The sequence below is a fragment of the Peribacillus sp. V2I11 genome, assembly GCF_030817135.1.
Classification (GTDB): Bacteria; Bacillota; Bacilli; order Bacillales; family DSM-1321; genus Peribacillus; species Peribacillus simplex.
On sequence record NZ_JAUSYW010000001.1, the window covers coordinates 3883189 to 3908640 of the forward strand.

Genomic DNA, 25452 nt, shown 5'->3' on the forward strand with positions numbered 1-25452 from the left:
CTTCACTTGAGAGAAGCGGCCATCATGCCGCTTCTTTTATTTGGTTTCTATTAAAAGAGTGGGAGGTGGCCTGTATAATAGTAATGGTCAAATAGACCTTTCGGAAAAGGAGGAGGAATATGGATCACTCCAAATTGATACAAAAGATTGAAGAATTATCGCTGAATGCTTTACCGGCCATGCAAACGCAAATCTATGACGGATGGGTAATCCGATTTGCGGATGGATATACGAAACGGGCGAATTCTATCACCCCCATCTATTCATCGAATGAAAATGTGAAAAAGAAAATATTGAATTGCGAACAATTATATTTTGCAAGGAATGATAAGGCAGTGTACAAAATGACTCCACAGGCAAAGCCTATCAACTTGGATAGTGTACTGGAAGAGTCCGGGTATGTCCTTGAAGGAACAACAAGTGTCCAAGTATTGAATTTGGCAGAAACAGAATCACCGAATGAAACCAATGTCATAAAGTATGATCATTTAAATGATGACTGGTTTCACGATTTTTGCCTACTAAGTAATAGTAATGATCATGATCAAACCATCCTGAAAAAGATGTTAGGGAATATCATTCCAAAAACATGCTTCATGTTGTTGACTGATGAGGGGGGAACCGTGACAGCAGGCGGACTGGGTGTTTTGGAAGACGAATACATAGGCCTGTACAATATCATTACCCATGAAAACTTTCGAAACCAAGGCAATGGTGCAATACTCATTCGTAATCTATTGCATTGGGGTAAAGAAAATGGGGCAAAAAATGCTTATCTTCAGGTGATAGAAACGAACGCGCCTGCTCTAAACTTGTACGGGAAAATGGGGTTTGAAGAAAAATATAAATATTGGTATAGAATTAAAACTAAGGAGTAGAACCACTCCTTTCAGTAGACGACAAAAGGAGGTTCGGAATGCTCTCCCCTGAACCGTGATTATAAAACCAAAACTTGATTATCCATTATGTGTTTACTTGATTATACGAATGAAACCCGCTCTAGATTGAAGAAATTTGCGACACTCCTGCTTCTCATCATAAGGTCTTTATACTCTGAAATTCGGCAATTGTAAGAAAATCCCGATTGTATTATAATGATAAAGAGTATTGAGAATATTCAGAAGGAGGGGGCAAATGAGCAATAAGCCATGGCAAGCTATTTACCCGGAACAGATACCCGCTGTATTGTCGTATGAAGATAAACCTCTTTATTCTTTTTTGAAGGAATCAGCTGAAGAATTCCCTGATAAAGTATCGATTCATTTCCAGGGAAAAGAATTATCTTTCCGGGAAGTGCATGAATCTGCTTTAAAGTTTGCAGCCTATTTAAAAAGTATCGGTCTTCAAAAAGGTGAACGCGTTGCCGTCATGCTTCCTAATTGCCCTCAAGGTGTAATAAGCTTTTTTGGGATATTGATGGCCGGCGGAGTCGTGGTTCAAACGAATCCAACCTATACTGAACGTGAATTAGAATATCAAATGAAAGATTCCGGAGCGAAAATAATTTTAGCGATGGATATTTTATTTCCCCGTGTCACTGCAGTCGCATCAAGAACGGATATAGAACATATAATTGTAACCGCTATCAAGGAATATTTGCCATTCCCGAAAAACCTTATCTATCCTTTTATTCAAAAAAAGCAATACGGCATTGTCATCAATGTGGAGCATGCAGGCAATCATCATTTATTTTCCGAAATCATGAAACGAAGGGTCACTGAAGTAGTCACGGTGCCGGTCGATGTGGATAATGACCTTGCACTTTTGCAATATACAGGTGGGACAACAGGCTTTCCCAAAGGGGTCATGCTTACCCATAAGAACTTGCTGGCTAATACGAAAATGTGCAATGCATGGCTTTATAAAAATAAGCGCGGTGAAGAAAGGATCCTTGCGATTCTGCCTTTCTTCCATGTGTACGGTTTGACTACGGTCTTGGTCCTTTCCGTCATGGAAGGGAATACCATGATCATCATGCCAAAGTTTGATGTCGAAGCAACGCTTAAAACCATCCAAAAACAGAAACCGACCATGTTTCCAGGAGCGCCAACGATGTATATCGGCCTCTTGAACCATCCGGATATCGCTAAATATGACCTTTCTTCCATCAATGCCTGTATAAGCGGTTCTGCATCATTGCCCTTAGAGGTCCAGGAGCAGTTTGAGAAAATTACCGGAGGGAAGCTTGTTGAAGGCTATGGACTTTCTGAAACCTCACCGGTGACCCATGCTAATTTCATTTGGGATCAGCCGCGTATAAAAGGAAGCATTGGACTGCCTTGGCCAGACACTGACTCGGTGATTCTTTCCCTGGAAAACTTTGAAGAGCTTCCTCCGAATGAAATAGGTGAAATTGCCATAAAAGGACCACAGGTAATGCAAGGATATTGGAACCGTCCGGATGAAACGGAAAAAACCTTTAAAAATGGCTGGCTGCTTACAGGAGATCTGGGTTACATGGATGAGCAGGGGTTCTTTTATGTGGTCGAGAGGAAAAAGGATACAATCATTGCAGGCGGTTTCAATATATATCCACGTGAGGTGGAAGAGGTGCTATACGAGCATGAGGCCATACAGGAAGTAGTTGTGGCAGGTATCCCTGACCCTTATCGGGGTGAGACCGTCAAGGCCTATGTCGTACTGAAAAAAAATGCCAGGGCCACTGAAGAGGAATTGAATGAATTTGCCAGAAAGAACCTGGCTTCCTATAAGGTGCCGCGCAGCTATGAATTCAGGGATGAACTTCCTAAAACGACGATAGGAAAGATCCTGAGAAGAGTCCTTATCGAGGAAGAAAAGAAAAAAATATCCGAGGAAAGAAAAGAAGCTTAAACAAGCCCCCCCTTTAACGGAGCAGCGGAAGAGAGCTCCGTGTTTTGCAGGACGACTGGACAACTTATGGATGGGGGCTGTACAATGAACACAAGTGGAATGTCAGGACTCTTTGAAGTTTTTGCTTGACAGTAAAGGGGCGTCATTTTATGATAGAAATATGAATGATGGTTCATTCATATTCTGAAAGGGGACATCCAGTGAAAAGCAACAGACCAAAGTATAATCAAATCATTGATGCGGCCGTTATCGTCATTGCCCAAAACGGTTACTATCAAGCCCAAGTATCCAAAATCGCCAAGCAGGCAGGCGTAGCGGATGGCACCATATATCTTTATTTTAAAAATAAAGAAGATATCTTAATATCATTATTCCATGAAAAGATGGGCTATTTTGTGGAACAGATCGAAGAAGAACTAAAAGGAAAGACAACTGCTTCGGATAAACTGCATGTGCTTATCCAAAAACATTTTCAAAACCTTTCAGAAGACGTGAATTTAGCAATTGTCACCCAGTTGGAATTAAGACAGTCGAATAAAGAATTGCGCCTAAGAATTAATGATGTGTTAAGAGGATATTTAAATTTAATCGACCAGATCATTATAGAAGGAAAAGAGAACGGCGAATTCCTGCCTGATTTAAATAATTTACTTACCAGGCAGATGATTTTCGGAACGATTGACGAAACAGTGACGACTTGGGTCATGAATGAGCAAAAATACTCGCTCCCGGACCTTGCACCAGACGTTCACCGCCTTCTAATTGGCGGCTGTGGCTTGAAAAGTTAACGATTTAAATAGAGGATGGCTAGCCATCCTCGAAAGAATCGGTTAATCCTGCTTCCAGCTTTATCGGGAAGTGATACATATTGAATTTTCAAAAAAGTTTGACTAGCATGCCTGGAGGGATTGATATGGAATACCTTAAGCTTTCTGTCGAAAATCATGTGGCTTTTATAACGATTGATCATGCACCTGCAAATGCGCTTTCTTCAGCTATCATCGGAGAGCTGTCACAGACCTTCGATCAAATTGAGAAAGACGAAGCCGTACGGGTTGTCCTTCTTCATGGTGAAGGAAGATTCTTCTCTGCAGGAGCAGACATTAAAGAATTTACAGAAGTGAAAAACGGGAAAGCTTTCGAGAAGCTGACCAAGAATGGGCAATCTGTATTTGAGAAAATCGAATCTTTTCCAAAACCGGTCATTGCAGCCATCCATGGAGCGGCGCTTGGTGGGGGATTGGAGCTGGCTATGGCCTGTCACATCCGTTTGGTGACCGAAAGGGCTAAACTGGGTTTGCCTGAGCTGCAGTTGGGCTTAATCCCTGGATTTGCTGGGACCCAACGTCTTCCTCGTTATGTGGGCATGGCAATGGCAGCTGAAATGCTGTTTACAAGTGAACCGATTTCAGGAACCCAAGCTGTGCAATGCGGATTGGCGAATCATGCCTTCACGGATGAAGAACTGATTCCTAAAGCGAAGGAACTAGCCAATAAAATTGCCAAGAAAAGCCCACTGGCTTTAAAGTCGGCCATTGAGTTATTAAATTATACCAAGCATGATTCCTACCATAAAGGTGTGGAAAGGGAAGCCGCCCTCTTTGGCCAAGCTTTCGATACCGCTGATGCACAAGAAGGAATCGCCGCTTTCATTGAAAAAAGGGAAGCTGTATTCAAAGGGAAATGATGATTCGGTATAAATAACTATTTTTATATATCATGCAGGATTTTGATGAAACATGAAGAACAATACTATATATCAATAAAATTCATAATCTTCAAAACTCAAATCATTCGGGAGGTATTATCGTGAACATTTATGTACTGCTGAAAAGGACATTTGATACAGAAGAAAAAATTACACTATCCAACGGGAAAATTAATGAGGATGGAGCAGAATTCATCATTAATCCATACGATGAGTATGCAGTTGAAGAAGCAATCCAGGTGCGTGATGCACAAGGCGGCGAAGTAACGGTTATTTCTGTCGGAACCGAAGAGGCTGAAAAGCAATTACGCACAGCGCTGGCAATGGGTGCTGACAAGGCCGTATTGATAAATATAGAAGACGACATAGAAAATGGCGACCAATTCACGACTGCCAAAATTATAGGCGAATACTTAAAAGGTAAAAATGCCGATTTAATCATTGCCGGGAACGTTGCAATCGATGGCGGTTCTGGTCAAGTGGGACCACGCGTTGCCGAAATTTTAGAAATTCCTTATATTACAACCATTACTAAACTGGACATCGCAAATGGAAATGTAAGCGTTATCCGTGATGTCGAAGGGGACTCTGAAACGATCGAAGCATCCCTTCCATTGTTGGTGACAGCTCAACAAGGGCTAAATGAGCCACGTTATCCTTCATTGCCAGGAATCATGAAAGCGAAGAAAAAACCGCTTGAAGAATTGGAATTGGATGACCTGGATCTGGAAGAAGAAGATGTTGAGGCGAAAACAAAAACGATTGAAATATACCTTCCTGCTAAAAAAGAAGCTGGGAAAGTATTGGACGGCGAAATCGGTGATCAAGTTAGCGAACTTGTTCAATTATTACGCAGTGAAGCAAAAGTGATTTAATCGAAACGGTACTTTTCAAAACAACAACACACGACAAAAAGAAAAATAGAGCACAGGAGGTTTTTATAAATGGCTAGAAAGTTTCTTGTATTGGGCGAAGTTCGTGACGGTTCACTAAGAAATGTATCATTTGAAGCTATCGGTGCGGCTAAACTTGCTGCAGATGGCGGGGAAATCGTAGGTGTTTTAGTTGGTGACAGTGTTCAAAATTTTGGAAATGAATTGATCCAGTATGGCGCAGACCGGGTTGTTGCAGTCGAAAATGATCAATTGAAACAATATACTTCAGATGGATATGCGCAAAGCTTGCTTGCCGTCATCGAGCAGGAAAAGCCAGAAGGGATTTTCTTTGGACATACGGCCCTAGGAAAAGACCTTGCACCTAAATTGGCTGGAAAGCTTGAATCAGGTTTGATCTCAGACGTTACATCCATTGAAGAAGAAGGCGGAAACATCGTTTTCACCCGTCCGATATATTCCGGTAAAGCATTTGAAAAGAAAATTGTTACAGATGGCGTGATATTCGCGACAATCCGTCCGAACAATATCGAACCATTAGCTAAAGATGAGTCCCGCTCTGGTGATGTTTCTACATTAAGTGTGGATATTAAGGATTTACGCACAATCATTAAAGATGTTGTTAGAAAAGCTAGTGAAGGGGTCGACCTTTCAGAAGCGAAAGTAATCATCGCGGGTGGCCGCGGCGTGAAAAGTGAAGATGGTTTTGAACCATTAAAGGAACTGGCACAAGTTCTTGGCGGTGCGGTAGGGGCTTCCCGCGGAGCATGTGATGCGGACTATTGCGATTACTCATTGCAAATCGGGCAAACGGGTAAAGTCGTAACGCCTGACCTTTATATCGCCTGCGGAATTTCCGGTGCTATCCAGCATTTAGCGGGGATGTCCAACTCCAAGGTCATCGTTGCCATCAACAAAGACCCGGAAGCTAACATATTCAATGTGGCTGATTATGGAATAGTCGGAGATCTTTTCGAAGTCGTTCCATTACTTACGGAAGAATTCAAAAAACTTAAAGTTAACGCGTAAGAGAAATAATACAGATGAGGGGCAAGACATGCGGCATAAGCCGATACATGTCTTGCCCCTTTATTTGGCTAATAGGCAAGGGTTTTGGCCTGCATATTTACTCTTTTTTTGGACATCCTACCACTGAAGCAAAATATTAGCATCGATTCTAACAACAATGGTATACTGTCTTTAGTTATTTGAGTAAATTTGAGGAGGAATTATATATGGCTATTGTAAATGCAACTGACCAAACTTTCACAACAGATACTAGCGAAGGTGTCGTTCTTGTAGATTTTTGGGCTCCATGGTGTGGACCTTGTAAAATGATCGCTCCTGTTCTTCAAGAGCTTGATACTGAAATTGGCGATACAGCAAAAATCGTAAAAGTGGATGTGGATGAAAACCAAGAAACAGCTGGAAAATTCGGTGTGATGAGCATCCCGACATTAATCGTCCTTAAAGACGGTGAAGTGGTTGACAAGGTTGTAGGCTTCCAACCTAAAGAAGCACTTGCTGAACTTATTGCAAAACACGCGTAATAAATAGTAAGATAGCTAAAAAAAGCTTCAAGTCTGCGGACTTGAAGCTTTTTTCGCTATCTTGATATATAATGATTGTAAAAATGGGAGAACAGGAGGCGGAATGCATGAATCAACAAATAAAGAATAAACTTGCCCTTCTTCCCGATCAGCCTGGATGTTATTTAATGAAAGATCGTCAGGGAACGATCATATATGTAGGCAAAGCGAAGGTGTTGAAAAATCGTGTCCGTTCTTATTTTACGGGATCACATGATGGAAAAACATTTCGGCTCGTGAATGAGATTGAGGATTTCGAATACATCGTCACCTCTTCCAATATCGAGGCTCTTATTTTAGAGTTGAACTTAATCAAAAAACATGATCCAAAATATAATGTCATGCTAAAGGATGATAAGACGTATCCTTTCATCAAGCTGACTGCGGAACGCCACCCACGTCTTATCATTACGCGAAAAGTCAAAAAAGACAAAGGGAAATATTTCGGTCCTTATCCGAATGCTTTTGCAGCAAACGAAACGAAAAAATTGCTCGACCGCATCTATCCCCTAAGAAAATGCAATACTTTACCGGATCGCGTTTGCCTATACTATCACCTTGGCCAGTGCCTGGCCCCATGTGTATATGAAGTGGAAGAACAGGAATATAAAAAAATGGTGGATGATATCAACCGGTTCTTGAACGGCGGGCATACTGAAATAAAAAAAGAACTGACTGAAAAAATGCTAGAGGCATCAGAAAATCTCGATTTCGAGAGGGCGAAGGAGTTCCGTGACAAGATTGCCCACATCGATATTACGATGGAGAAGCAGAAAATGATGACGACCGATTTCATCGACAGGGATGTATTTGGCTTTGCCTATGATAAAGGCTGGATGTGCGTTCAGGTATTTTTTGTCCGGCAGGGTAAATTAATAGAAAGGGATGTTTCACTTTTTCCGGTCTACGATGAACCCGAACAGGAACTTCTTACATTCCTCGGTCAGTTTTACGAGATTACGAACCACTTTAAACCAAAGGAAATCTTGCTGCCAGAGTCAGTGGATGCCGAAATGGCCGAAGGACTGCTTGGTGTCAAAACGATTCACCCCAAACGGGGAGCGAAAAAAGACATGCTTAAATTGGCGAATAAAAATGCCTCCATCGCCCTTCAGGAAAAATTCTCTTTGATTGAAAGGGATGAAGAAAGAACGATCAATGCGGTGGAAAACCTCGGGAACCAACTGGGTATCTACACCCCGCATCGAATTGAAGCTTTCGATAACTCCAATATCCAGGGAAGTGACCCTGTTTCCGCTTTAGTCGTGTTCATTGATGGGAAGCCGGAAAAAAGGGAGTACCGCAAATATAAGATCAAGACGGTTCAGGGGCCTGATGATTATGAATCGATGCGTGAAGTGGTCAGAAGAAGGTATTCACGAGTATTGAAAGAAGGACTGCCGCTTCCGGACTTAATCATCATTGATGGCGGAAAGGGACATGTGGAAGCCGTTCGGGATATTTTGGAAAATGAATTGGGCCTTGATATACCACTTTCAGGCCTTATTAAGGATGAAAAGCATAGGACATCGCAATTGATGATCGGAAATCCTCTTGAACTCGTACCTCTTGATTCACGGAGCCAGGAATTTTACCTATTGCAAAGAATTCAGGATGAGGTGCATCGGTTCGCGATTACGTTTCATCGCCAGCTGCGCGGGAAAAATGCGGTTCACTCCCAGCTTGATGATATTCCAGGAGTCGGGGAAAAACGAAGGAAGCAATTATTAAGGCATTTTGGATCATTGAAGAAAATCAAAGAGGCAACGGCCGAGGAAATCATGGAAGCTGGCATGCCAAAAGGGGTAGCCGAGGGAATCGTTAGAAAATTACAAGAATAATCTTGCTACCGATAAATCTCTATGCTATGATTAAAAGGAATTTTTAATTAGACAACTTAAAAGTGCTGATAGAGGTGCGGAATTCAAGAGTAAAAACCTGGAGAAGTATGAGCTTCCATGAAAGGTTTTGAAAGGGGATGACGCCGAAGGAAGACAAGACTCATACCTTGTTTTCCTGGTCCGACATTTAATAAATGGCGGATTGTCAGGGTTTATACCCTGGAGAGCTATCTCACTGTGTTTACAGTATTAGATATGTGATCACAGCAATGAGATATTTCTCATTGCTTTTTTTATTGCCTAAAAACTAGAGAGGGTGCATGAGGATGGCATTAATCGTTCAAAAATTTGGCGGAACATCCGTCGGTAGCGTAGAAAAAATCAAAAATGTTGCCAATCGGGTAATCGAGGAAGCGGAGAATGGAAATGAGGTAGTCGTCGTTGTTTCAGCTATGGGGAAAACAACGGACCAATTGGTTTCCATGGCCCGGGATATTTCCGGAACCCCGAGCAAGAGGGAAATGGATATGCTATTGACTACTGGGGAACAGGTAACGATTTCCCTGTTGACGATGGCATTGATTGAAGAAGGACATGAAGCCATTTCATATACTGGCTGGCAGGCTGGCATGCAAACGGAATCCGTTCATGGGAATGCCCGGATTTTAAACATCGATGCTTCAAGGATCCAAGCTCAGCTTCAGGAGAAGAAAATAGTGGTCGTTGCCGGTTTCCAGGGGAACGATGTAAATGGGGAAATCACTACCTTAGGGCGAGGTGGTTCCGATACGACGGCGGTTGCCATCGCTGCAGCGCTGAATGCGGATAGATGCGATATATATACGGATGTAACGGGTGTTTTCACAACGGACCCACGCTACATAAAAGGCGCGCGAAAACTCCAATCCATTTCTTACGATGAAATGCTGGAACTTGCCAACCTGGGGGCGGGCGTCCTTCATCCAAGGGCTGTCGAATATGCAAAAAATTATCAAATTCCGCTTGAAGTCCGTTCAAGCATGGAGAGAGAATCAGGAACGATCATTGAGGAGGAAGCAACTATGGAAGAAAACTTAATTGTACGCGGCATTGCTTTTGAAGACAGTATTACGAGGGTAACAATATATGGTTTGCCCCAATCACTTGGTGCCTTATCCACAATTTTCACGACACTTGCGAAAAACCGGATTAATGTGGACATCATCATTCAAAGCATGACTGCCGAGGATACGACCAATCTATCTTTTTCCACAAAAAGTGAAGATACGGAAGCGGCCTTGATCGTGCTGGAAAATAATAAAGAACAATTGGGATTCGATCGAGTCGAAACGGAGAGCGGGCTGGCCAAAGTGTCGATCGTCGGTTCTGGTATGGTATCCAATCCAGGAGTGGCTGCCGAGATGTTTGAAGTGATGGCCAATACAGGCATCCAGGTGAAAATGGTCAGCACATCGGAAATTAAAGTTTCGACTGTCGTCAATGAAAAGGAAATGGTGAAGGCGGTTGAATCTCTTCATGAAGCATTTAAACTTGGTCAGCATGCAAAAGTGCTAGCTTAAGTGTAAGGAGTCCAATAAAAAACAGACTTCCGGTAAAAAGGGTAAGTCTGTTTTAAGGGCTCATTAGATTGGATCTCTGGGATCCCATTGGATGGTGAATATCACTTTTTTTACGCGGCGTTTGATTTCTTCCGTTGATTCGCTGAGGAATTTTTTTTGCAGTGTAAACTGCTCGGCAAGGAAACCGGCTTCAAGTTGGAAGTGACAATCAGGGTGTAAATCCAGGCGGCGGCTGATTATTTCGCCCGTCAGGGATAATTCCATCACGTGTTTCGTATACTTCGTGATTTCCAGATTGCCCCATCCAGCGCTCTGGAAAAATTCAATCACTTCCTGATCGCCTTTCAATGGGAATTTTCTTGCTAATTGTTTACCTGCCCAATAGAGGATTTGATTAGAGTCTTTTCCGAGAATATCGTTCAATAGAACTTCTCTGATTAATTCGTATCCGAAAGCTGGAACTTGGAATTCTTCAGTTTGAATTTCTTCAGCTTGAATCTCTTCTTCTATCGCAGCAGCAATATTTTTTTTCATAGTTTATCGCCTCTTTCTGTAAATCTATTATAAACGTTTTTCTTTTGCAAATTATACTGTTTTTTATTTATTTAAATACCAATTGGAAAAAAATGAGAAATTATATCGGGATATTAATAGATTAATTAGTAATTTCTCCAAAATATCAACTTGACATATAAAAAATAGACAATTTAATCCAAAAAAAATCTATTCTGAAAAAGAGATTTCTTGTATCCGTTTTCTTGACGCACATAGAAGTCAGGAGTAAAATGGACATGTCACATAATTGTAAAGGAAGTATAGAGGAGTTTTTTTGACTCTATACTGTATTTTCACGCGGAGATAAAAGGTAGCCACCAGTTTATCTTTGCATGATTTTTCACAAATTAAGGGGGGGCACTTAGTGGCAAAAAATCGTGAGTTTGGGAATCGCAGGCTTCATTCACTTCTAGGAGTAATTCCAATTGGTCTATTCCTAATTTTTCATTTATCGGTAAACTTTATGGCAACAAAAGGAGAAGAGACTTTTAATGGGGCAGTTCATTTAATTGAGTTTACGCCCGTAAAGATTTTGGTTGAATGGGTCGTCATCTATCTACCAATCCTTTTCCATGCTGTGTACGGAATTTATATTGCCTTTACAGCAAAAAACAATTTAGGGAGATTTGGATTCTTCCGTAACTGGATGTTCATGCTTCAACGTGTAACTGGAATCATAACGTTGATTTTCCTTGTTTGGCATATTTGGGAGACAAGAGTTCAAGCAGCTCTAGGGGCAACAGTTGATTTCGATATGATGGCGGAAATTTTCTCTAGTCCATTTATGGTTGCGTTTTATATTGTTGGTATTATCTCAGCAATTTTCCACTTTGCTAATGGATTATGGTCATTTGCAGTGAGCTGGGGTCTGACAGTTTCACCAAGATCGCAAAGAATCATGACTTACTTTACATTGATCGTTTTCGTTCTTCTTTCTTATATCGGAATTAGCGCAATTTTCGCTTTCGTATAAGAAGATAGAGTTCATTTATAAGTATTAGGAAAAACATAGCTTGGCTAATGGAAATAAGGGAGTGACAGAATTGGGTAAAGGTAAAATAGTTATCGTTGGTGGAGGTCTAGCTGGATTAATGGCTACGATCAAAGCAGCAGAGCTGGGACAACAGGTTGATTTATTTTCTTTGGTGCCTGTTAAACGCTCTCACTCAGTTTGCGCCCAAGGCGGAATCAATGGGGCAGTAAATACAAAAGGTGAAGGGGATTCTCCATACATCCACTTCGACGATACAGTTTATGGCGGAGATTTCTTGGCTAACCAACCGCCGGTTAAAGCGATGTGCGAAGCCGCACCATCGATCATCCACATGTTTGACCGTATGGGTGTTATGTTCAACCGTACTCCGGAAGGTCTTCTTGATTTCCGTCGTTTCGGTGGTACTCAACATAGCCGTACAGCATTCGCTGGTGCAACAACTGGTCAGCAATTACTTTACGCATTGGACGAGCAGGTTCGCCGTTATGAAGTTGAAGGCCTTGTAACGAAATATGAAGGCTGGGAATTCCTTGGAGCTGTTATCGATGATGAGCAAACAGCACGCGGCATCGTAGCTCAAAACCTGACTTCAATGGAAATCAAATCATTCCCTGGCGACGCAGTCATCATGGCGAGCGGCGGCCCTGGAATCATTTTCGGTAAATCGACCAACTCAATGATCAATACAGGATCAGCAGCTTCCATCGTTTATCAACAAGGTGTAAATTATGCAAATGGTGAGTTCATTCAAATTCATCCTACAGCAATCCCTGGAGATGACAAACTTCGTCTAATGAGTGAATCCGCTCGTGGTGAAGGTGGACGTATCTGGACATATAAAGACGGAAAACCTTGGTATTTCCTTGAAGAAAAATACCCTGCTTATGGTAATCTAGTACCTCGTGATATCGCGACTCGTGAAATTTTCGACGTATGCATGAACATGAAGCTTGGCATTAATGGAGAAAACATGGTTTACCTGGATCTATCACATAAAGATCCTAAATTACTTGATATAAAACTTGGTGGAATCATTGAAATCTACGAGAAATTCATGGGTGAAGATCCTCGTAAAGTTCCAATGAAAATTTTCCCTGCCGTTCACTATTCTATGGGCGGACTTTGGGTGGATTATGACCAAATGACTAACATCAAAGGTTTATTCGCTGCAGGTGAGTGTGACTACTCTCAACATGGCGGTAACCGACTTGGTGCGAACTCACTTCTTTCTGCAATCTATGGTGGTTCAGTAGCTGGACCGAATGCCGTTAAATATATTGAAGGCCTTGATAAAACTTCAGAATCCATTCCATCTTCATTGTTTGAAGGGTACGAGAAACAAGAACAGGAAAAATGGAATGAAGTCATGTCTCTTGATGGTAACGAAAATGCGTACGTCCTTCACAAAGAACTTGGTGAGTGGATGACACAGCATGTTACTGTAGTCCGTTACAATGACAAGCTGAAAGAAACGGATAACAAGATTCTTGAGCTGATGGAACGTTACAAGAAAATTAACATCAATGACACGGCAAAATGGAGTAACCAAGGAGCAGCATTCACTAGACAGCTGCAAAACATGATGCAATTGGCTCGTGTAATCACAATTGGTGCGTTAAACCGTGACGAAAGCCGCGGAGCGCATTACAAACCTGATTTCCCGGAACGTAATGATGAGGAATTCATGAAAACTACTATGGCAACATTCAAAGGCATGGATCAAGCACCTGAATTCCATTATGAAGAAATTGATGTATCACTGATCGCACCGCGTAAACGTGACTACACTACGAAACACTAAAGAGGGGGAGCAAAAAAATGGTTGAAACTAAATCTGAGACTAAAACAGTCCGTTTTATAATCACTCGTCAAGATACACCGGATTCAGCTCCTTATGATGAGGAATTCGAATTAGCGTACCGTCCGAATATGAACGTAATTTCCGCTCTAATGGAAATTCGTCGTAATCCAGTAACTGTACAAGGCAAGCACACTACAGCAATCGCATGGGACATGAACTGCCTTGAAGAGGTATGTGGTGCGTGTTCTATGGTTATCAATGGTAAACCAAGACAATCATGTACAGCTCTTATCGATCAATTGGAGCAGCCGGTTCGTCTAGCTCCAATGCGTACATTCCCTGTTGTTCGTGACCTACAAGTCGATCGCAGCCGTATGTTCGACTCATTGAAAAAGGTAAAAGCTTGGATTCCAATCGATGGAACGTACAATCTTGGACCAGGACCGCGTATGCCAGAAAAGAAACGTCAATGGGCTTACGAGTTATCTAAATGTATGACTTGCGGTGTTTGTTTGGAAGCATGTCCGAACGTAAACAGCAATTCAGACTTCATGGGGCCACAGCCATTATCACAAGTTCGTTTATTCAACGCACATCCAACGGGTGCAATGAACAAAGCTGAACGTTTAAATACAATCATGGGTGATGGAGGACTTGCAAACTGCGGTAACTCACAAAACTGTGTGCAGTCTTGCCCTAAAGGCATTCCATTAACGACTTCGATTGCAGCGTTGAACCGTGATACTACGATCCAACAATTCCGTAATTTCTTCGGCAGCGACGAAGTTTAATAATGAACATGAAAGAACCTGTATCTTATGATATGGGTTCTTTTTTTTTACATTGTTTTACATACGCAGACTTGGTTGGGAATCCATGATAACTAGGAGCGAAGTGTAAATGACTTGCGGCACCCGGAAAGGCTGGTGGATTGGATTGATAAAGTGAGCAATAAGCAAATTTATCTGCTTCCAATAGAAAATACTTTTCATTATCGTTGTTTTCTTATAAAATGAGTGAATAGTCATTCAATTCAGAAAGGGTGTGCACAAGTTGGGCAGAATATCATATATCGATAATATAACGGAGTGGATCAATGATTTTTCATTTAAACAGGAGATTAAGGTCCGCTTTTCGGAAACTGATATGTTTGGGCACTTGAATAACACGATTCCTTTTACTTATTTTGAGGAAGCTCGGATTGAGTATTTCAACAGTATGGGGTTTATGAAGGATTGGACCTCGGCTGAATGCGGTGAGATGCCGGTTGTTGCCAATTTACAGTGTGATTACCTGAAGCAGGTGTTTTTCAATGATCGATTGACGATCCATGTGAAAGCTGATCATATCGGGAATTCTTCAGTGGACATACATTATATGGGGACCAAACAAGATGGTTCACTTTGTTTAACGGGCAGGGGGACGATTGTACAAGTCTCCAAGGCCACCGGAAAGCCGATACCTTGGACGGAAGAGATGAAGCGATCGATGTGGCATGCTGAGCTGGAACATACCTGAAAATATTTCCATTTAGACAAGTAAAAGAGTCACTCCATTGCCCCAGCCGACATACTATATCTTGACTAAATAGACACCCACTCCGGGTTTTATGCTGGTGAAGGCAAGGAGGGTAACATTACTTGAAGGAGAACGAATTCACTCATAAGCCACTACTCACCAAAAGAGAAAAAGAAGTATTTGAGTTACTAGTACAAGACAAAACAACAAAAGAAATCGCAGGTGAATTGTTTATTAGCGAAAAAACAGTTCGAAACCATATTTCGAATGCGATGCAGAAGCTTGGAGTTAAAGGACGTTCGCAGGCAGTCATAGAACTCCTTCGTATGGGAGAACTTAAGCTTTAATGTGTTAACTCTTAATACGTAAGCCTTATAAATAATTTCTCTCCCGTTCATTGGCAGCATATAAGGAAGGGCAAAACAATTTGGTTGTTTTGACTTCTTTGGATGCTGCTTATTTTTATGAGGGGGGTTTCAATATGATTCCAGACAATCAATCTTGAAAATCATTTCACTTTCATCCAAAATGGTAGTATGATAAGTTTCATGAAGTGGGGAGCTGTGTGTATGGATGAAGAGAGGCAGACGGCATATGTAGCCGATATCGAGAAGGAATTGCGCTATGTATCGACATGGCTTAAGCAAAGGGGAAGAGAAATTCTCCATGATTATAAAATTACCATTCCTCAATTCGTGGCTTTGCAATGGCTTTTTGAATCGGGCGACATGACGATTGGCGAATTGTCCACGAAGATGTTTCTCGCCTTCAGTACAACGACGGATCTGATTGACCGCATGGAGAAACATCAGCTTGTTCAGCGGGTCAGGGATGAAAAGGACCGGCGTGTGGTTCGAATTCACCTTCTTGAAGAAGGTGAACGGATAATCGAAGAAGTGATTAATAAACGGCAGCAGTACTTGAATGGTGTGTTAGTCAATTTTAACGAATCTGACATCATGTCCCTCAGAGGGATTCTAGCAAAACTACATCAAGAAATGAAAGAAAAATGAGGCGAGTTTTTTGAAACAACCGATAGGCATCATTGATTCAGGGGTAGGCGGCTTGACAGTAGCTAAAGAAGTCATGCGTCAGCTTCCAAATGAAAATATAATTTACTTAGGTGATACAGCAAGATGCCCTTATGGGCCGAGGACCAAAAAGGATGTTCAAACCTTCACATGGCAAATGACGAGGTTTTTGATGAAGAAGGAAATAAAAATGCTGATCATCGCTTGCAATACAGCGACTGCAGCTGTACTGGATGAAATCAGGGCAACACTTCCGATTCCTGTGTTGGGTGTCATTCATCCAGGGGCAAGGGCGGCATTGAAAGTTTCTGATTCCTTGCATATTGGCGTTATTGGTACGGAAGGCACGGTAAAAAGCAAAGCTTATGACGATGCACTTGCCTCCATCAATTCCGATGTGAAAGTAGATAGTTTAGCATGCCCGAAATTTGTCCCTATCGTTGAAAGCGGGGAGTTTCAAGGGGGTATCGTCAATAGGGTCGTGGCACAAACCTTGAACCCATTGAAGCAAACGAAGATCGATACATTGATCCTGGGCTGTACCCATTATCCACTTCTGGGGCCTGTAATCTCTTCCTATATGGGGGATGAAGTACAAGTCATCTCCTCTGGGGAAGAGACGGCACGTGAGGCAAGTGTCATTTTGGATTACTATAAGTTAATCAATAAAAGCAAGCTCCGTCCAGTTCATCGCTTTTATACAACCGGTTCAAGAGATATGTTTGGTTCCATCGCGTCGAGCTGGCTCGGTATACATGTCAATACAATCGAAACAATTAAAATTGATCATTTATAAGGCTTCCATTTGGAAGTCTTTTTTTTAGGAGGGCAAAAAATGAAAGAGCATATTGCTATGTATATAGCTACAAGCCTGGATGTATCTATCGCTAGAGAAGATGGAAGCATAGATTGTCCTGGGGGGACAGAGGGGGAAGGGGACAATGGGTGGTACGGCGATTTCCATAATAGTATCGATACGGTGATTATGGGGAATAAGACATATCAAAAGATTCATACTTTGGAAGAAGAATTTCCCTATCAATATAAAGCCTGCCATGTCTTTTCAATAAGTGCGAAAGGGAAAGAAGAATATGTGGAGTTTGTGAACGAAGATGTGGGTGATTTCATCGGAAGGCTGACAGGAGATTCAAGGATCTGGCTTGCCGGGGTGCAGAATTAGTGAGTGATTTCATGAGGGAAACGCAGGTGGATGAAATGATCCTGTCCATCATTCCGATTATACTGGGGGATGGGATTCGGTTGTTCCGGTCAGGAATTCCCGAAATCCGAATGAGGCTGACAAAGATGCAGCAGTACGGGCAAATTGCCCAGCTCCATTAACGGAGAGAAAAATAATTGGTCTATTTTCTCCTAGGGCTCGTATAAATAGGAGTACAAACTGTCCTAGGAGTGATTTTATGTCCAATAAATCAAAAGTAACAATGGTTGTGACCATTCTGGCATCTTCTTTTTGGCTTTCAGGCTGCGGATTATTTGGCGGTGAAGAGAAAAAGGAAATAGATCCACCAAAGGATGTATCATTAGTCGAGGATGAATCTTCATTAAAAGAAACAGAAACGAATGGTGAAGAAAAGCCAGCGACTGATGGAGAAGAAGGCGCTGTTGAATCGAAAACAGTGAAGACGGAGTTATATTTAATTGATAAAAGCGGGTATGTGGTTCCACAGACAATGGAACTTCCTAAATCGGAAGCTGTCGCAAAACAGGCCCTTGATTACCTTGTCGATAATGGGCCAGTCACGGATAAACTTCCAAATGGGTTCAGGGCCGTCATTCCTGCCGATACCCAAATAAGCGTGAACATCAAAGATGGAGTGGCTGTGGCGGACTTTTCGCCGGAGTTCAAAAACTATCAGAAAGAGGATGAACTTAAAATCCTTCAAGCCATTACATGGACCCTGACACAATTCGACTCGGTCGATAAAATCCAAATGAGAATTAATGGGGAAGATATTTCCGAAATGCCGGTCAATGGCACACCGATAGATGAGAATATCTCAAGGTCGTCAGGAATCAATATCGATACGAGTGACGTGGTCGACATTTCCAATACCAAAGCACTGACGGTTTATTATGTAGGCGGTGACGAGGAGTACACCTATTATGTTCCGGTGACGCGCAGGATCAGCGAAACGGTGTCTGATAATGTAACGGCAGCCATTCAGGAATTAACGAAGAGTCCTTCGGGTTCTAACCTGCAAACAGGGTTCATGAGTGATGTAGCTTTACTTGACGAGCCTAAAGTGGCAGAAGGTAAGGTCAGCCTCAATTTTAACGAAAATATCCTTGGAAGCTTTAAAGAGAAAAAAGTGTCACAGGAAGTCCTTGATGCCTTGGTCCTTTCTTTAACGGAACAGAAAGGAATTGAAAGCGTTGAAGTACAAGTGCAGGGCAGCGCCGATGTTCTTAATGAAGAAGGTAAGAAATTATCCGAACCAGTGGTCCGACCAGAGAAGGTCAACACAGGTAGTTTTTAAATATATTTAGAAAAAGCACAATGAGGCAGCCTGCAGCTGCCTCTTATTTTTTTACCTCCACCATACAATGAATCAAAAACCTAATGAATTACCACGCTGCTGTGAAAATTAATACCCCCGCCAATCAATTTCTCGTATCGTGAGAAAGTTTACATAAATAAATTTTTAAAAGGGGAAATTACTTTTAATAATGTAATTAATGGGGGGATATTATGGATCAAAAGGTAATTCAGGCTTTACACATCTATGTTTTAATCATTATGAATACTGGATTCATGGTACATGTCCTTCTCCTTCCCAATATCTTAACCGCATCTCAACGCGACGCATGGTTAAGTGTCATAATAAGTGTTGTTCCCTGTATCGTTTGGACTCTATTTATTTTTTATATTTATAAAAAACTAGATAAAGAAGATATAATCGCTTTTCTAAAAAGATGGTCTACACCCTTTGTTACATATATTTTCACTATAGCATTTGGATTGTACTTTATAATTAACGCCTTCATTACAGTCAAATTTACTGTGATTTGGGCAAAAGCTAATTATACTCATGACATACCAAACATCGTTGTCGTCAGCCTATTCACTTTTATTTGTATTTTTGCAACTTATAAAGGAATACGCACCATAAGTACTTTGGCTCTCCTGTTTCTTCCGTTCGTCACTTTTTTCGGGATATTTGTGGGGCTGGGGAATACGAGTAATAAGAATTACGAATTATTGTTCCCGATATTTGAAAGCGGTTATCTCAATACTCTAAATGGAATTCTGTATACGAGTGCAGGATATTTAGAAATTATCGTTTTTTTATTTTTGACTCCTTACCTGAAAAATAAGCTAAAAGCCAAGTGGCTTTTACTGGTTGGTATTATTTTAATCATGCTGACGTTAGGGCCCCTCATGGGAGCGATTGCAGAGTTTGGTTCTGTGGAAGCAGTGAAAATGAGGAATCCAGCTTATGAACAGTGGAAGTTGTTAAGGTTTGGCTATTATATTACTCGACTCGATTTCCTTTCCATTTTCCAATGGCTTTCAGGTGCCTTGATTCGAATAAGTTTATGTTTATTTATAGGATATAAATTAATCCCGAATTCAAAGCATCAGAAGTGGATACTGCTTTCCCTATATTTTTTAATTGTTTTTGGGACGCTAATCCATTGGGATGCTACTTCATTTTTTTATTTTATATACAAATATTTCTTTCCGATCAGTAGTCTGTTTCTTTTAAGTGCCGCAATTATACTGTTGTTTCTTATTATAAAAAAGGGAAAAGGAAAAGGTAAATCATTATGAAGAAGGGAAAATGGAATGGAACTCCTTCTTGCATTGACCAGATCCAAAAATGGTTCGAACATTCTTCTGATGTTGTTTTAAGAACAAAAACTTTTGATAATGAAGGTCGTTATTTGTTGGGGTTTTTATATGCGCCAAACTTAGTGGATATGCAATTTATCAATGAAGTGATCCTGCCTACAATATCAAAAGCGGTTCAAGAAAATGGGGAATTAACAATTGATCAATTAAGCAATATTATGGAGATCAGTACGCTTAAAAAGGGCTCCGATATAAAAGAGGGAGTAGAAAGCATTCTTTTTTCAGGAGACCTAATCATTATTAATGAATCTTCTAATGAAATTTACTATACCCCATTAGCTAATTCCCCTAAGCGTAGTCCGGAAGAATCCAATATAGAATCTTCCATTCGGGGACCTAGAGATGGATTTGTTGAGAATATATCGGATAATATGTCTTTAATTCGCCAAAGGTTAAAAACGGCATCACTTAAATGTATAGAATATACAATCGGGAAAAGAAGTAAAACTAAAATATTCCTACTTTATCTAGATGACATCATTAATCCCTCGATTCTTTCGGATATTAAAAAACGATTGGATTCATTAAAGGTTGATATCATAGTCAGCAGTTACCAAGTTGAAGAACTCCTATATGATAATCAATTTTCCATCTTCCCCTTAATGGATTATATTGGTCGGCCGGACTATGTTGTTGAATCCTTGAATCAAGGGCGCTTTGCCATCCTGGTAGACGGGAATCCCACATGCATAATCGCACCAACCAGCATTAATCAGTTACTGTATTCTGCTGATGACGCACATGCAAGCTTTTTTTACATTAGTTTCATGCGCATCATTCGTATAGTCGCCTTATTCGTAACGGTTACGTTACCGGGTTTTTTTATAGCGTTAGTTTCCTATCAATTCGATCAAATTCCCTTTTCGCTTCTTGCAACGATTTCAATCACTAGACAGGGATTACCCATACCTGCTTCTTTGGAGGCATTCATGATGATCATATTGTTTGAACTATTTAAAGAGGCTGGTCTTCGCCTGCCGAAAGCTGTAGGTCCTACGGTTTCTGTGTTGGGTGGATTGATCATAGGTGATGCAGCGATTCGGGCAGGGCTTACTTCCCCCTCCATGCTCGTAATAATAGCTGTTACAGTTCTCTCGAGCTATACCTTGATCAATCAGAATATTGCTGGGAATATCGTTCTTATAAGGTTATTCATATTTGCATGTTCAGCATTTTTAGGCTTGTTTGGATTCTTTATGGGATTATTCCTTATCTTGATTGTTGTGGTTTCCTTGGAAAGTTTCGGCCAGCCTTTTGTGAATCCACTTTCCAAACCAAATAAATCGGATATGTTAAAAGTTTTATTTAAGCTTCCGTATAGAATGTTAAGGCAGCGGAATCAAGCTATACAGTCCAGTGATAATGAACCGCAAAAGGAGTCGAACAAATGAGAAAGCTAATTGCAGTCATGGTTATTGGCTGTCAACTTTTACTGACGACAGGATGCTGGGGAATGAAGGAAATTCAAGCTCAAACATATGGATCAGCTTTAGGGATCGATTATAAAGAGGGTGAATTCGTCTTATACTTTCAAGCGTTAAATTTTGCGGATATAGCAAAACAAGAGGGGGCCGCTGCGTTACAACAAAAATCTTCTGTTGTCATTGGGGAAGGTAAAGGGGAAAGTATCGAGGAAGCATATACTGAATTAGAACAAAATGCAGCATTACCGCTTTATACCGGGCATATTAACTCCTTCATTTTAAGTGAGAATGTAATCAATAAGAAAATGAAGGATTTCATTGAATATGTAGGGAAAGAGCCCTTATTGCGATACAATTCATGGCTGTTTGTTACAAACGAGGATATTAAAAAGGTGTTTGACAGTGATAGTTTCTTTAATCTTCCTAACTTATTCACGATCATTCAAAGGCCAGAAACCGTTATTAATGAGAACTATATCATTTCCCCGTTAAAATTCAGTGAACTGGTTTCGGAATTCTATCAACCGGTTGGTTCCATTTTAATTCCCTCTATGGTCATAAATGAGCATCATTACTCAGAGAAGGGGAAGGAAAAAAAGATACCAACGTTGAATGGCGGCTATGTTTTATCAAAACAACAGTATAAAGGATTCGTAAATAAACAAGAATTGATCGGTTTAAAATGGGTTGAAAATAAGGCGACAGTGATCTTTTTTTCTCTGAACAAACAAAAGGTAAGTGTTGAAATCATGAATCCCAAAACAAACATCATAGTTTTGGAACAAGAAAAGAAACCTTTGTATGATTTAGAGGTTAGGGCAAATGGGATATTGAAACAAAATATAGATAACTTGGATATGGAAGAAATCGAAAAAAAGGTAGAAATAAAAGTTAAGGAAGATATTTTGAAGACATTGGAGACGGGGGAAAAAATCAATACAGACCTTTTTAACATAAGTGAAAAGGCATACAGATACCATGTCAATAAGTGGGATAATAAAATTATCGATTCCTTTGATAAGACTTCAATAAATAACATAAAAGTTAATATCCATATTGAACAGAGTGAAAATTACAAACGTTAGATTACAAGTTTCGGGTTATTGCAGATGAGTGGGTTGTGTTAGACTTAACTTATATGGAAAATTCAGCGGCCGTTGTTGATCATGAAAGGCAGCGCTGGATTCGTCTGTTTGGCACTGGAGAAGATGCGGCTTTTACATATAACGAATTACAGCAAATTCTTTCTTAGCCCCAAAAGAGCTCTCATGCCGATAAAATAAAAAAGGGTGAAATGAAAAATGAAGACAGTAATCATTGCAACGAAAAATAAAGGGAAAGCTAAGGAGTTCGAAAGCTTATTCTCTGCTAAAGGATATGAGGTCAAAACACTTCTCGATGTACCGGATGCTCCGGATGTTGAGGAAACAGGCACAACGTTTGAAGAAAATGCGATCCTGAAGGCAGAGGCCATTGCCCATCAGTTAGGCCACTTTGTCATCGCTGATGATTCCGGATTGATTGTAGATGCATTGGAGGGCCGTCCAGGCGTATATTCTGCACGCTATGCTGGAGAGTCCAAGAGTGATGCAGCAAACACGGAAAAAGTCCTCCGGGAACTGGAAGGCGTGCCAAAAGAGGATAGAACGGCGAGATTTTATTGCGCCTTGGCACTAGCGTCACCCAACCAGGAAACGATTACGGTATCGGGAACGATGGAAGGCTTGATTACAGAACAGCCTTCAGGAACGAATGGATTCGGTTATGATCCCATCTTTTTTGTTGAGGAACAGGGCAAAACAAACGCCGAATTGACAAAAGAGGAAAAAAACAAAATCAGCCACCGTGCCAACGCATTGAGGGCTCTGGATGAAAAACTTGATCTATTTCTAAAAAGGGAAGAAGGAATGTGACGATGAAAGTGCTAATAATGAGTGACAGTCATGGCTTAACTCATGAAATCAGCATGATTACCGACCGTCATAAACAAGAAGTTTCTGCCATGATCCATTGCGGTGATTCAGAGTTGGAAAGTAATGATCCCCACATGTCGCAATTCTTAGCCGTTCGTGGGAATTGTGACTATGATCCGGCATATCCGAATGACATAGTGGAGAGCATCGCAGGCAAACGTTTCTTCCTTACTCATGGACACCTCTATAACATAAATATGACACTGATGAACCTATCTTATAAAAGTGAAGAGACAGGGGCGGATATCATTTGCTTTGGTCACTCCCACGCTGCAGGTTCAGAATTGATAGACGGCAAACTCTTCATCAACCCGGGAAGCATACGTCAGCCACGTGGACGAAAAGAGAAAACCTATGCCATTTTGGATATCGGAAATGACCAACTTGAAATCATCTATTATGACCTTGAAGGAAAAATCGTTGAGGAACTAAGAAATGCTTATCAAATGGAATGACTTCATGTATAATGAACAGGAAGCGTTTTTCCCCGCTTCCTGGTTCATAAAAAAAGAAAAAAAACTTTTTTTAAAAACCCGTTGACTTTCTTTTGATATCCTACTATAATAAGAAGTGTCCTAAGGGAACAGTTAAGGTAATACATAAGTTTTACCGCAACTTATATCATAAACGTCTCAGTAGCTCAGCTGGATAGAGCAACGCCCTTCTAAGGCGTCGGTCGGGAGTTCGAATCTCTCCTGGGACACTAACTTAGCGGTTATAAATCCCGCTACGAAAACCTTCTATATCGTTTAGTGAAACGGTCAGTATAACGGTCATGTAAGAAATTACACCGATTATCGACTTACATTACTAACGATATAGGGGGTTTTTTCGTATGACCAAAAGAAAAGGATTATTAGATGTTAAAGTAGACGTAAGAGGGTTATTAGAGGAATTACCCGTTTCCAATTCTGCCGCTTCAAAAGCTAGGACTGAACAACCTGCTATTCTAAGTGACTCCATCTTGATTTCAAACGCTCTAGACGTTATTACAAGGCAAATGAAGGTGAGTGGTAATAGAAGCCGTACTATAAGTGATTATGTACTTCATGTAGAGCATTTTCAAAGCGTAACAAATGTTCAATATGTTGCCGATATTACAGCCAATACCATTTATAAATGGTTAGATAGCATGAATGTAAGCAATCAAACCAAATTAACACGTTTAAAATGTCTAAAGGCTTTTTTGTCTAGATGCTTTGATAATCGTTGGATCGAAATGAAGTTTTGGAAAACTATTAACATTAAGGTGGACCAAAAGGTGAAGGAAGGTGCTGCGGAGCATGATGTTAATGTTCTGCTCTCTTTACTAGACTTGGGGAATTTCATCCACTTAAGGGACGCTGTAGCCGTCCTAGTCATGTTTAAAACAGGTATCCGAATAAATACATTGGTTCAACTTGAGGAACGGCATATAGACCTTAATAACAATGTGCTAAATTTAGAAGGTAGCATTATGAAAAATCATCAACAAATTAAATTGCCTTTTGATGACTTCCTAAAAAAGCTGTTAGAGGTACTGATAAAACAAAATGCAATAATTAGAACAGAATATGGCAAGAAAAATAGTTTGATTTTTATTACTAAGTACGGAGATGTCATATCAACCTCACCAACGCATAATAACATTCAGAAGCGGTTAAATAAGTATTCTCGAATGTACGGTTTGAAGAATATTAATCCTCATGCGTTAAGAAGGGGGTTTGCTAAGACCTTGTTAAATAAAGGAGCAAATGTTGCTGTAATCTCTAAGGCGTTGGGTCATAGTGATATATCAGTTACGACCAAATATCTGCATTTAGATATTGATGAAGTCGTAAATAACTTACGATCCTACTTATGAGGTAACAAGAAGCATAT

General features: G+C 40.7%; 27 protein-coding genes, 1 tRNA gene and 1 riboswitch. Of the genes, 27 read left to right on the forward strand and 1 reads right to left on the reverse strand.

What is annotated here, in order from left to right; translation table 11 throughout:
• Positions 1–119: 119 nt before the first annotated feature.
• From QFZ73_RS18985 to QFZ73_RS19025, 9 genes are all read left to right on the forward strand, one after another.
• Positions 120–878: a GNAT family N-acetyltransferase gene (locus tag QFZ73_RS18985; protein WP_251429146.1), complete on the forward strand. Its 759-nt coding sequence runs from the start codon at positions 120–122 to the stop codon at positions 876–878.
• A gap of 256 nt (positions 879–1134) precedes the next feature.
• Entirely contained in the window at positions 1135–2832 is a 1698-nt protein-coding gene (locus QFZ73_RS18990; RefSeq protein ID WP_251429143.1) for a long-chain-fatty-acid--CoA ligase, read from the forward strand.
• Positions 2833–3032: 200 nt separating this feature from the next.
• A complete protein-coding gene (locus QFZ73_RS18995; protein WP_144480474.1) occupies positions 3033–3620 on the forward strand; it encodes a fatty acid metabolism transcriptional regulator FadR in 588 nt (195 codons plus the stop codon).
• A gap of 125 nt (positions 3621–3745) precedes the next feature.
• Positions 3746–4519 carry an enoyl-CoA hydratase gene (locus QFZ73_RS19000; protein WP_307269415.1) on the forward strand — a complete coding sequence of 258 codons (774 nt, stop codon included), beginning with the start codon at positions 3746–3748 and terminating at the stop codon, positions 4517–4519.
• Positions 4520–4641: 122 nt separating this feature from the next.
• The gene (locus QFZ73_RS19005; protein ID WP_063232775.1) at positions 4642–5415 is read left to right on the forward strand and encodes an electron transfer flavoprotein subunit beta/FixA family protein; all 774 of its coding nucleotides are present in this window, start codon (positions 4642–4644) and stop codon (positions 5413–5415) included.
• Positions 5416–5484: 69 nt separating this feature from the next.
• Entirely contained in the window at positions 5485–6462 is a 978-nt protein-coding gene (locus QFZ73_RS19010) for an electron transfer flavoprotein subunit alpha/FixB family protein (protein ID WP_098370029.1), read from the forward strand.
• 206 nt (positions 6463–6668) lie between these two features.
• Positions 6669–6983 (forward strand): thioredoxin, encoded by a 315-nt coding sequence (trxA, locus tag QFZ73_RS19015; protein WP_034308995.1) that lies wholly within the window; start codon positions 6669–6671, stop codon positions 6981–6983.
• Between the two features lie 107 nt (positions 6984–7090).
• Positions 7091–8863, forward strand: a complete 1773-nt coding sequence (gene uvrC, locus QFZ73_RS19020; RefSeq protein ID WP_307269422.1) for an excinuclease ABC subunit UvrC — start codon at positions 7091–7093, stop codon at positions 8861–8863.
• 61 nt (positions 8864–8924) lie between these two features.
• A riboswitch (Lysine riboswitch) is annotated at positions 8925–9101 on the forward strand.
• Positions 9102–9189: 88 nt separating this feature from the next.
• Positions 9190–10422 carry an aspartate kinase gene (locus QFZ73_RS19025; RefSeq protein ID WP_251429134.1) on the forward strand — a complete coding sequence of 411 codons (1233 nt, stop codon included), beginning with the start codon at positions 9190–9192 and terminating at the stop codon, positions 10420–10422.
• Between the two features lie 63 nt (positions 10423–10485).
• Here QFZ73_RS19025 and QFZ73_RS19030 read toward each other — a convergent pair whose 3' ends face one another.
• Positions 10486–10956 (reverse strand): YslB family protein, encoded by a 471-nt coding sequence (locus QFZ73_RS19030; protein ID WP_307269425.1) that lies wholly within the window; start codon positions 10954–10956, stop codon positions 10486–10488.
• Positions 10957–11341: 385 nt separating this feature from the next.
• On the opposite strand from QFZ73_RS19030, the gene QFZ73_RS19035 reads away from it, so the two are divergent.
• From QFZ73_RS19035 to QFZ73_RS19120, 18 genes are all read left to right on the forward strand, one after another.
• Entirely contained in the window at positions 11342–11950 is a 609-nt protein-coding gene (locus QFZ73_RS19035) for a succinate dehydrogenase cytochrome b558 subunit (RefSeq protein ID WP_251429127.1), read from the forward strand.
• A 70-nt stretch (positions 11951–12020) separates the two neighbouring features.
• Positions 12021–13772 (forward strand): succinate dehydrogenase flavoprotein subunit, encoded by a 1752-nt coding sequence (sdhA, locus tag QFZ73_RS19040; RefSeq protein WP_307272919.1) that lies wholly within the window; start codon positions 12021–12023, stop codon positions 13770–13772.
• A gap of 17 nt (positions 13773–13789) precedes the next feature.
• Positions 13790–14563, forward strand: coding sequence for a succinate dehydrogenase iron-sulfur subunit (sdhB, locus tag QFZ73_RS19045; RefSeq protein ID WP_048689018.1), 774 nt, complete (start codon positions 13790–13792; stop codon positions 14561–14563).
• A gap of 262 nt (positions 14564–14825) precedes the next feature.
• Positions 14826–15290, forward strand: coding sequence for an acyl-CoA thioesterase (locus QFZ73_RS19050; RefSeq protein WP_251437640.1), 465 nt, complete (start codon positions 14826–14828; stop codon positions 15288–15290).
• A 122-nt stretch (positions 15291–15412) separates the two neighbouring features.
• Positions 15413–15637, forward strand: coding sequence for a helix-turn-helix domain-containing protein (locus tag QFZ73_RS19055; protein WP_028392149.1), 225 nt, complete (start codon positions 15413–15415; stop codon positions 15635–15637).
• Positions 15638–15859: 222 nt separating this feature from the next.
• Positions 15860–16303, forward strand: a complete 444-nt coding sequence (locus tag QFZ73_RS19060) for a MarR family winged helix-turn-helix transcriptional regulator (RefSeq protein WP_251437639.1) — start codon at positions 15860–15862, stop codon at positions 16301–16303.
• A 10-nt stretch (positions 16304–16313) separates the two neighbouring features.
• Positions 16314–17117, forward strand: a complete 804-nt coding sequence (gene racE, locus QFZ73_RS19065; RefSeq protein WP_307269436.1) for a glutamate racemase — start codon at positions 16314–16316, stop codon at positions 17115–17117.
• A gap of 39 nt (positions 17118–17156) precedes the next feature.
• On the forward strand, positions 17157–17501 hold the full coding sequence (locus QFZ73_RS19070; protein ID WP_307269438.1) for a dihydrofolate reductase family protein: 345 nt from the start codon (positions 17157–17159) through the stop codon (positions 17499–17501).
• Complete coding sequence (locus tag QFZ73_RS19075; protein ID WP_251437636.1) at positions 17501–17662, forward strand: dihydrofolate reductase family protein; 162 nt, start codon at positions 17501–17503, stop codon at positions 17660–17662. The genes QFZ73_RS19070 and QFZ73_RS19075 overlap by 1 nt, the downstream gene beginning before the upstream one ends.
• Before the next feature lie 77 nt (positions 17663–17739).
• A complete protein-coding gene (locus QFZ73_RS19080) occupies positions 17740–18819 on the forward strand; it encodes a GerMN domain-containing protein (RefSeq protein ID WP_251437635.1) in 1080 nt (359 codons plus the stop codon).
• A gap of 212 nt (positions 18820–19031) precedes the next feature.
• Positions 19032–20114: a GerAB/ArcD/ProY family transporter gene (locus tag QFZ73_RS19085; protein WP_307269444.1), complete on the forward strand. Its 1083-nt coding sequence runs from the start codon at positions 19032–19034 to the stop codon at positions 20112–20114.
• Entirely contained in the window at positions 20111–21586 is a 1476-nt protein-coding gene (locus tag QFZ73_RS19090; RefSeq protein WP_307269446.1) for a spore germination protein, read from the forward strand. Before QFZ73_RS19085 ends, QFZ73_RS19090 begins: the two co-directional genes overlap by 4 nt.
• On the forward strand, positions 21583–22704 hold the full coding sequence (locus QFZ73_RS19095) for a Ger(x)C family spore germination protein (RefSeq protein ID WP_307269449.1): 1122 nt from the start codon (positions 21583–21585) through the stop codon (positions 22702–22704). Before QFZ73_RS19090 ends, QFZ73_RS19095 begins: the two co-directional genes overlap by 4 nt.
• A 35-nt stretch (positions 22705–22739) precedes the next feature.
• The gene (locus QFZ73_RS19100; RefSeq protein ID WP_285847443.1) at positions 22740–22871 is read left to right on the forward strand and encodes a hypothetical protein; all 132 of its coding nucleotides are present in this window, start codon (positions 22740–22742) and stop codon (positions 22869–22871) included.
• Positions 22872–22920: 49 nt separating this feature from the next.
• A complete protein-coding gene (locus QFZ73_RS19105; protein WP_251437627.1) occupies positions 22921–23532 on the forward strand; it encodes an XTP/dITP diphosphatase in 612 nt (203 codons plus the stop codon).
• A gap of 2 nt (positions 23533–23534) precedes the next feature.
• Positions 23535–24047 (forward strand): metallophosphoesterase, encoded by a 513-nt coding sequence (locus QFZ73_RS19110; protein WP_307269454.1) that lies wholly within the window; start codon positions 23535–23537, stop codon positions 24045–24047.
• 174 nt (positions 24048–24221) lie between these two features.
• Positions 24222–24295 (forward strand) — tRNA-Arg (locus QFZ73_RS19115).
• A 132-nt stretch (positions 24296–24427) separates the two neighbouring features.
• Entirely contained in the window at positions 24428–25435 is a 1008-nt protein-coding gene (locus QFZ73_RS19120; RefSeq protein WP_307269456.1) for a tyrosine-type recombinase/integrase, read from the forward strand.
• The last annotated feature ends 17 nt before the right edge of the window (positions 25436–25452 follow it).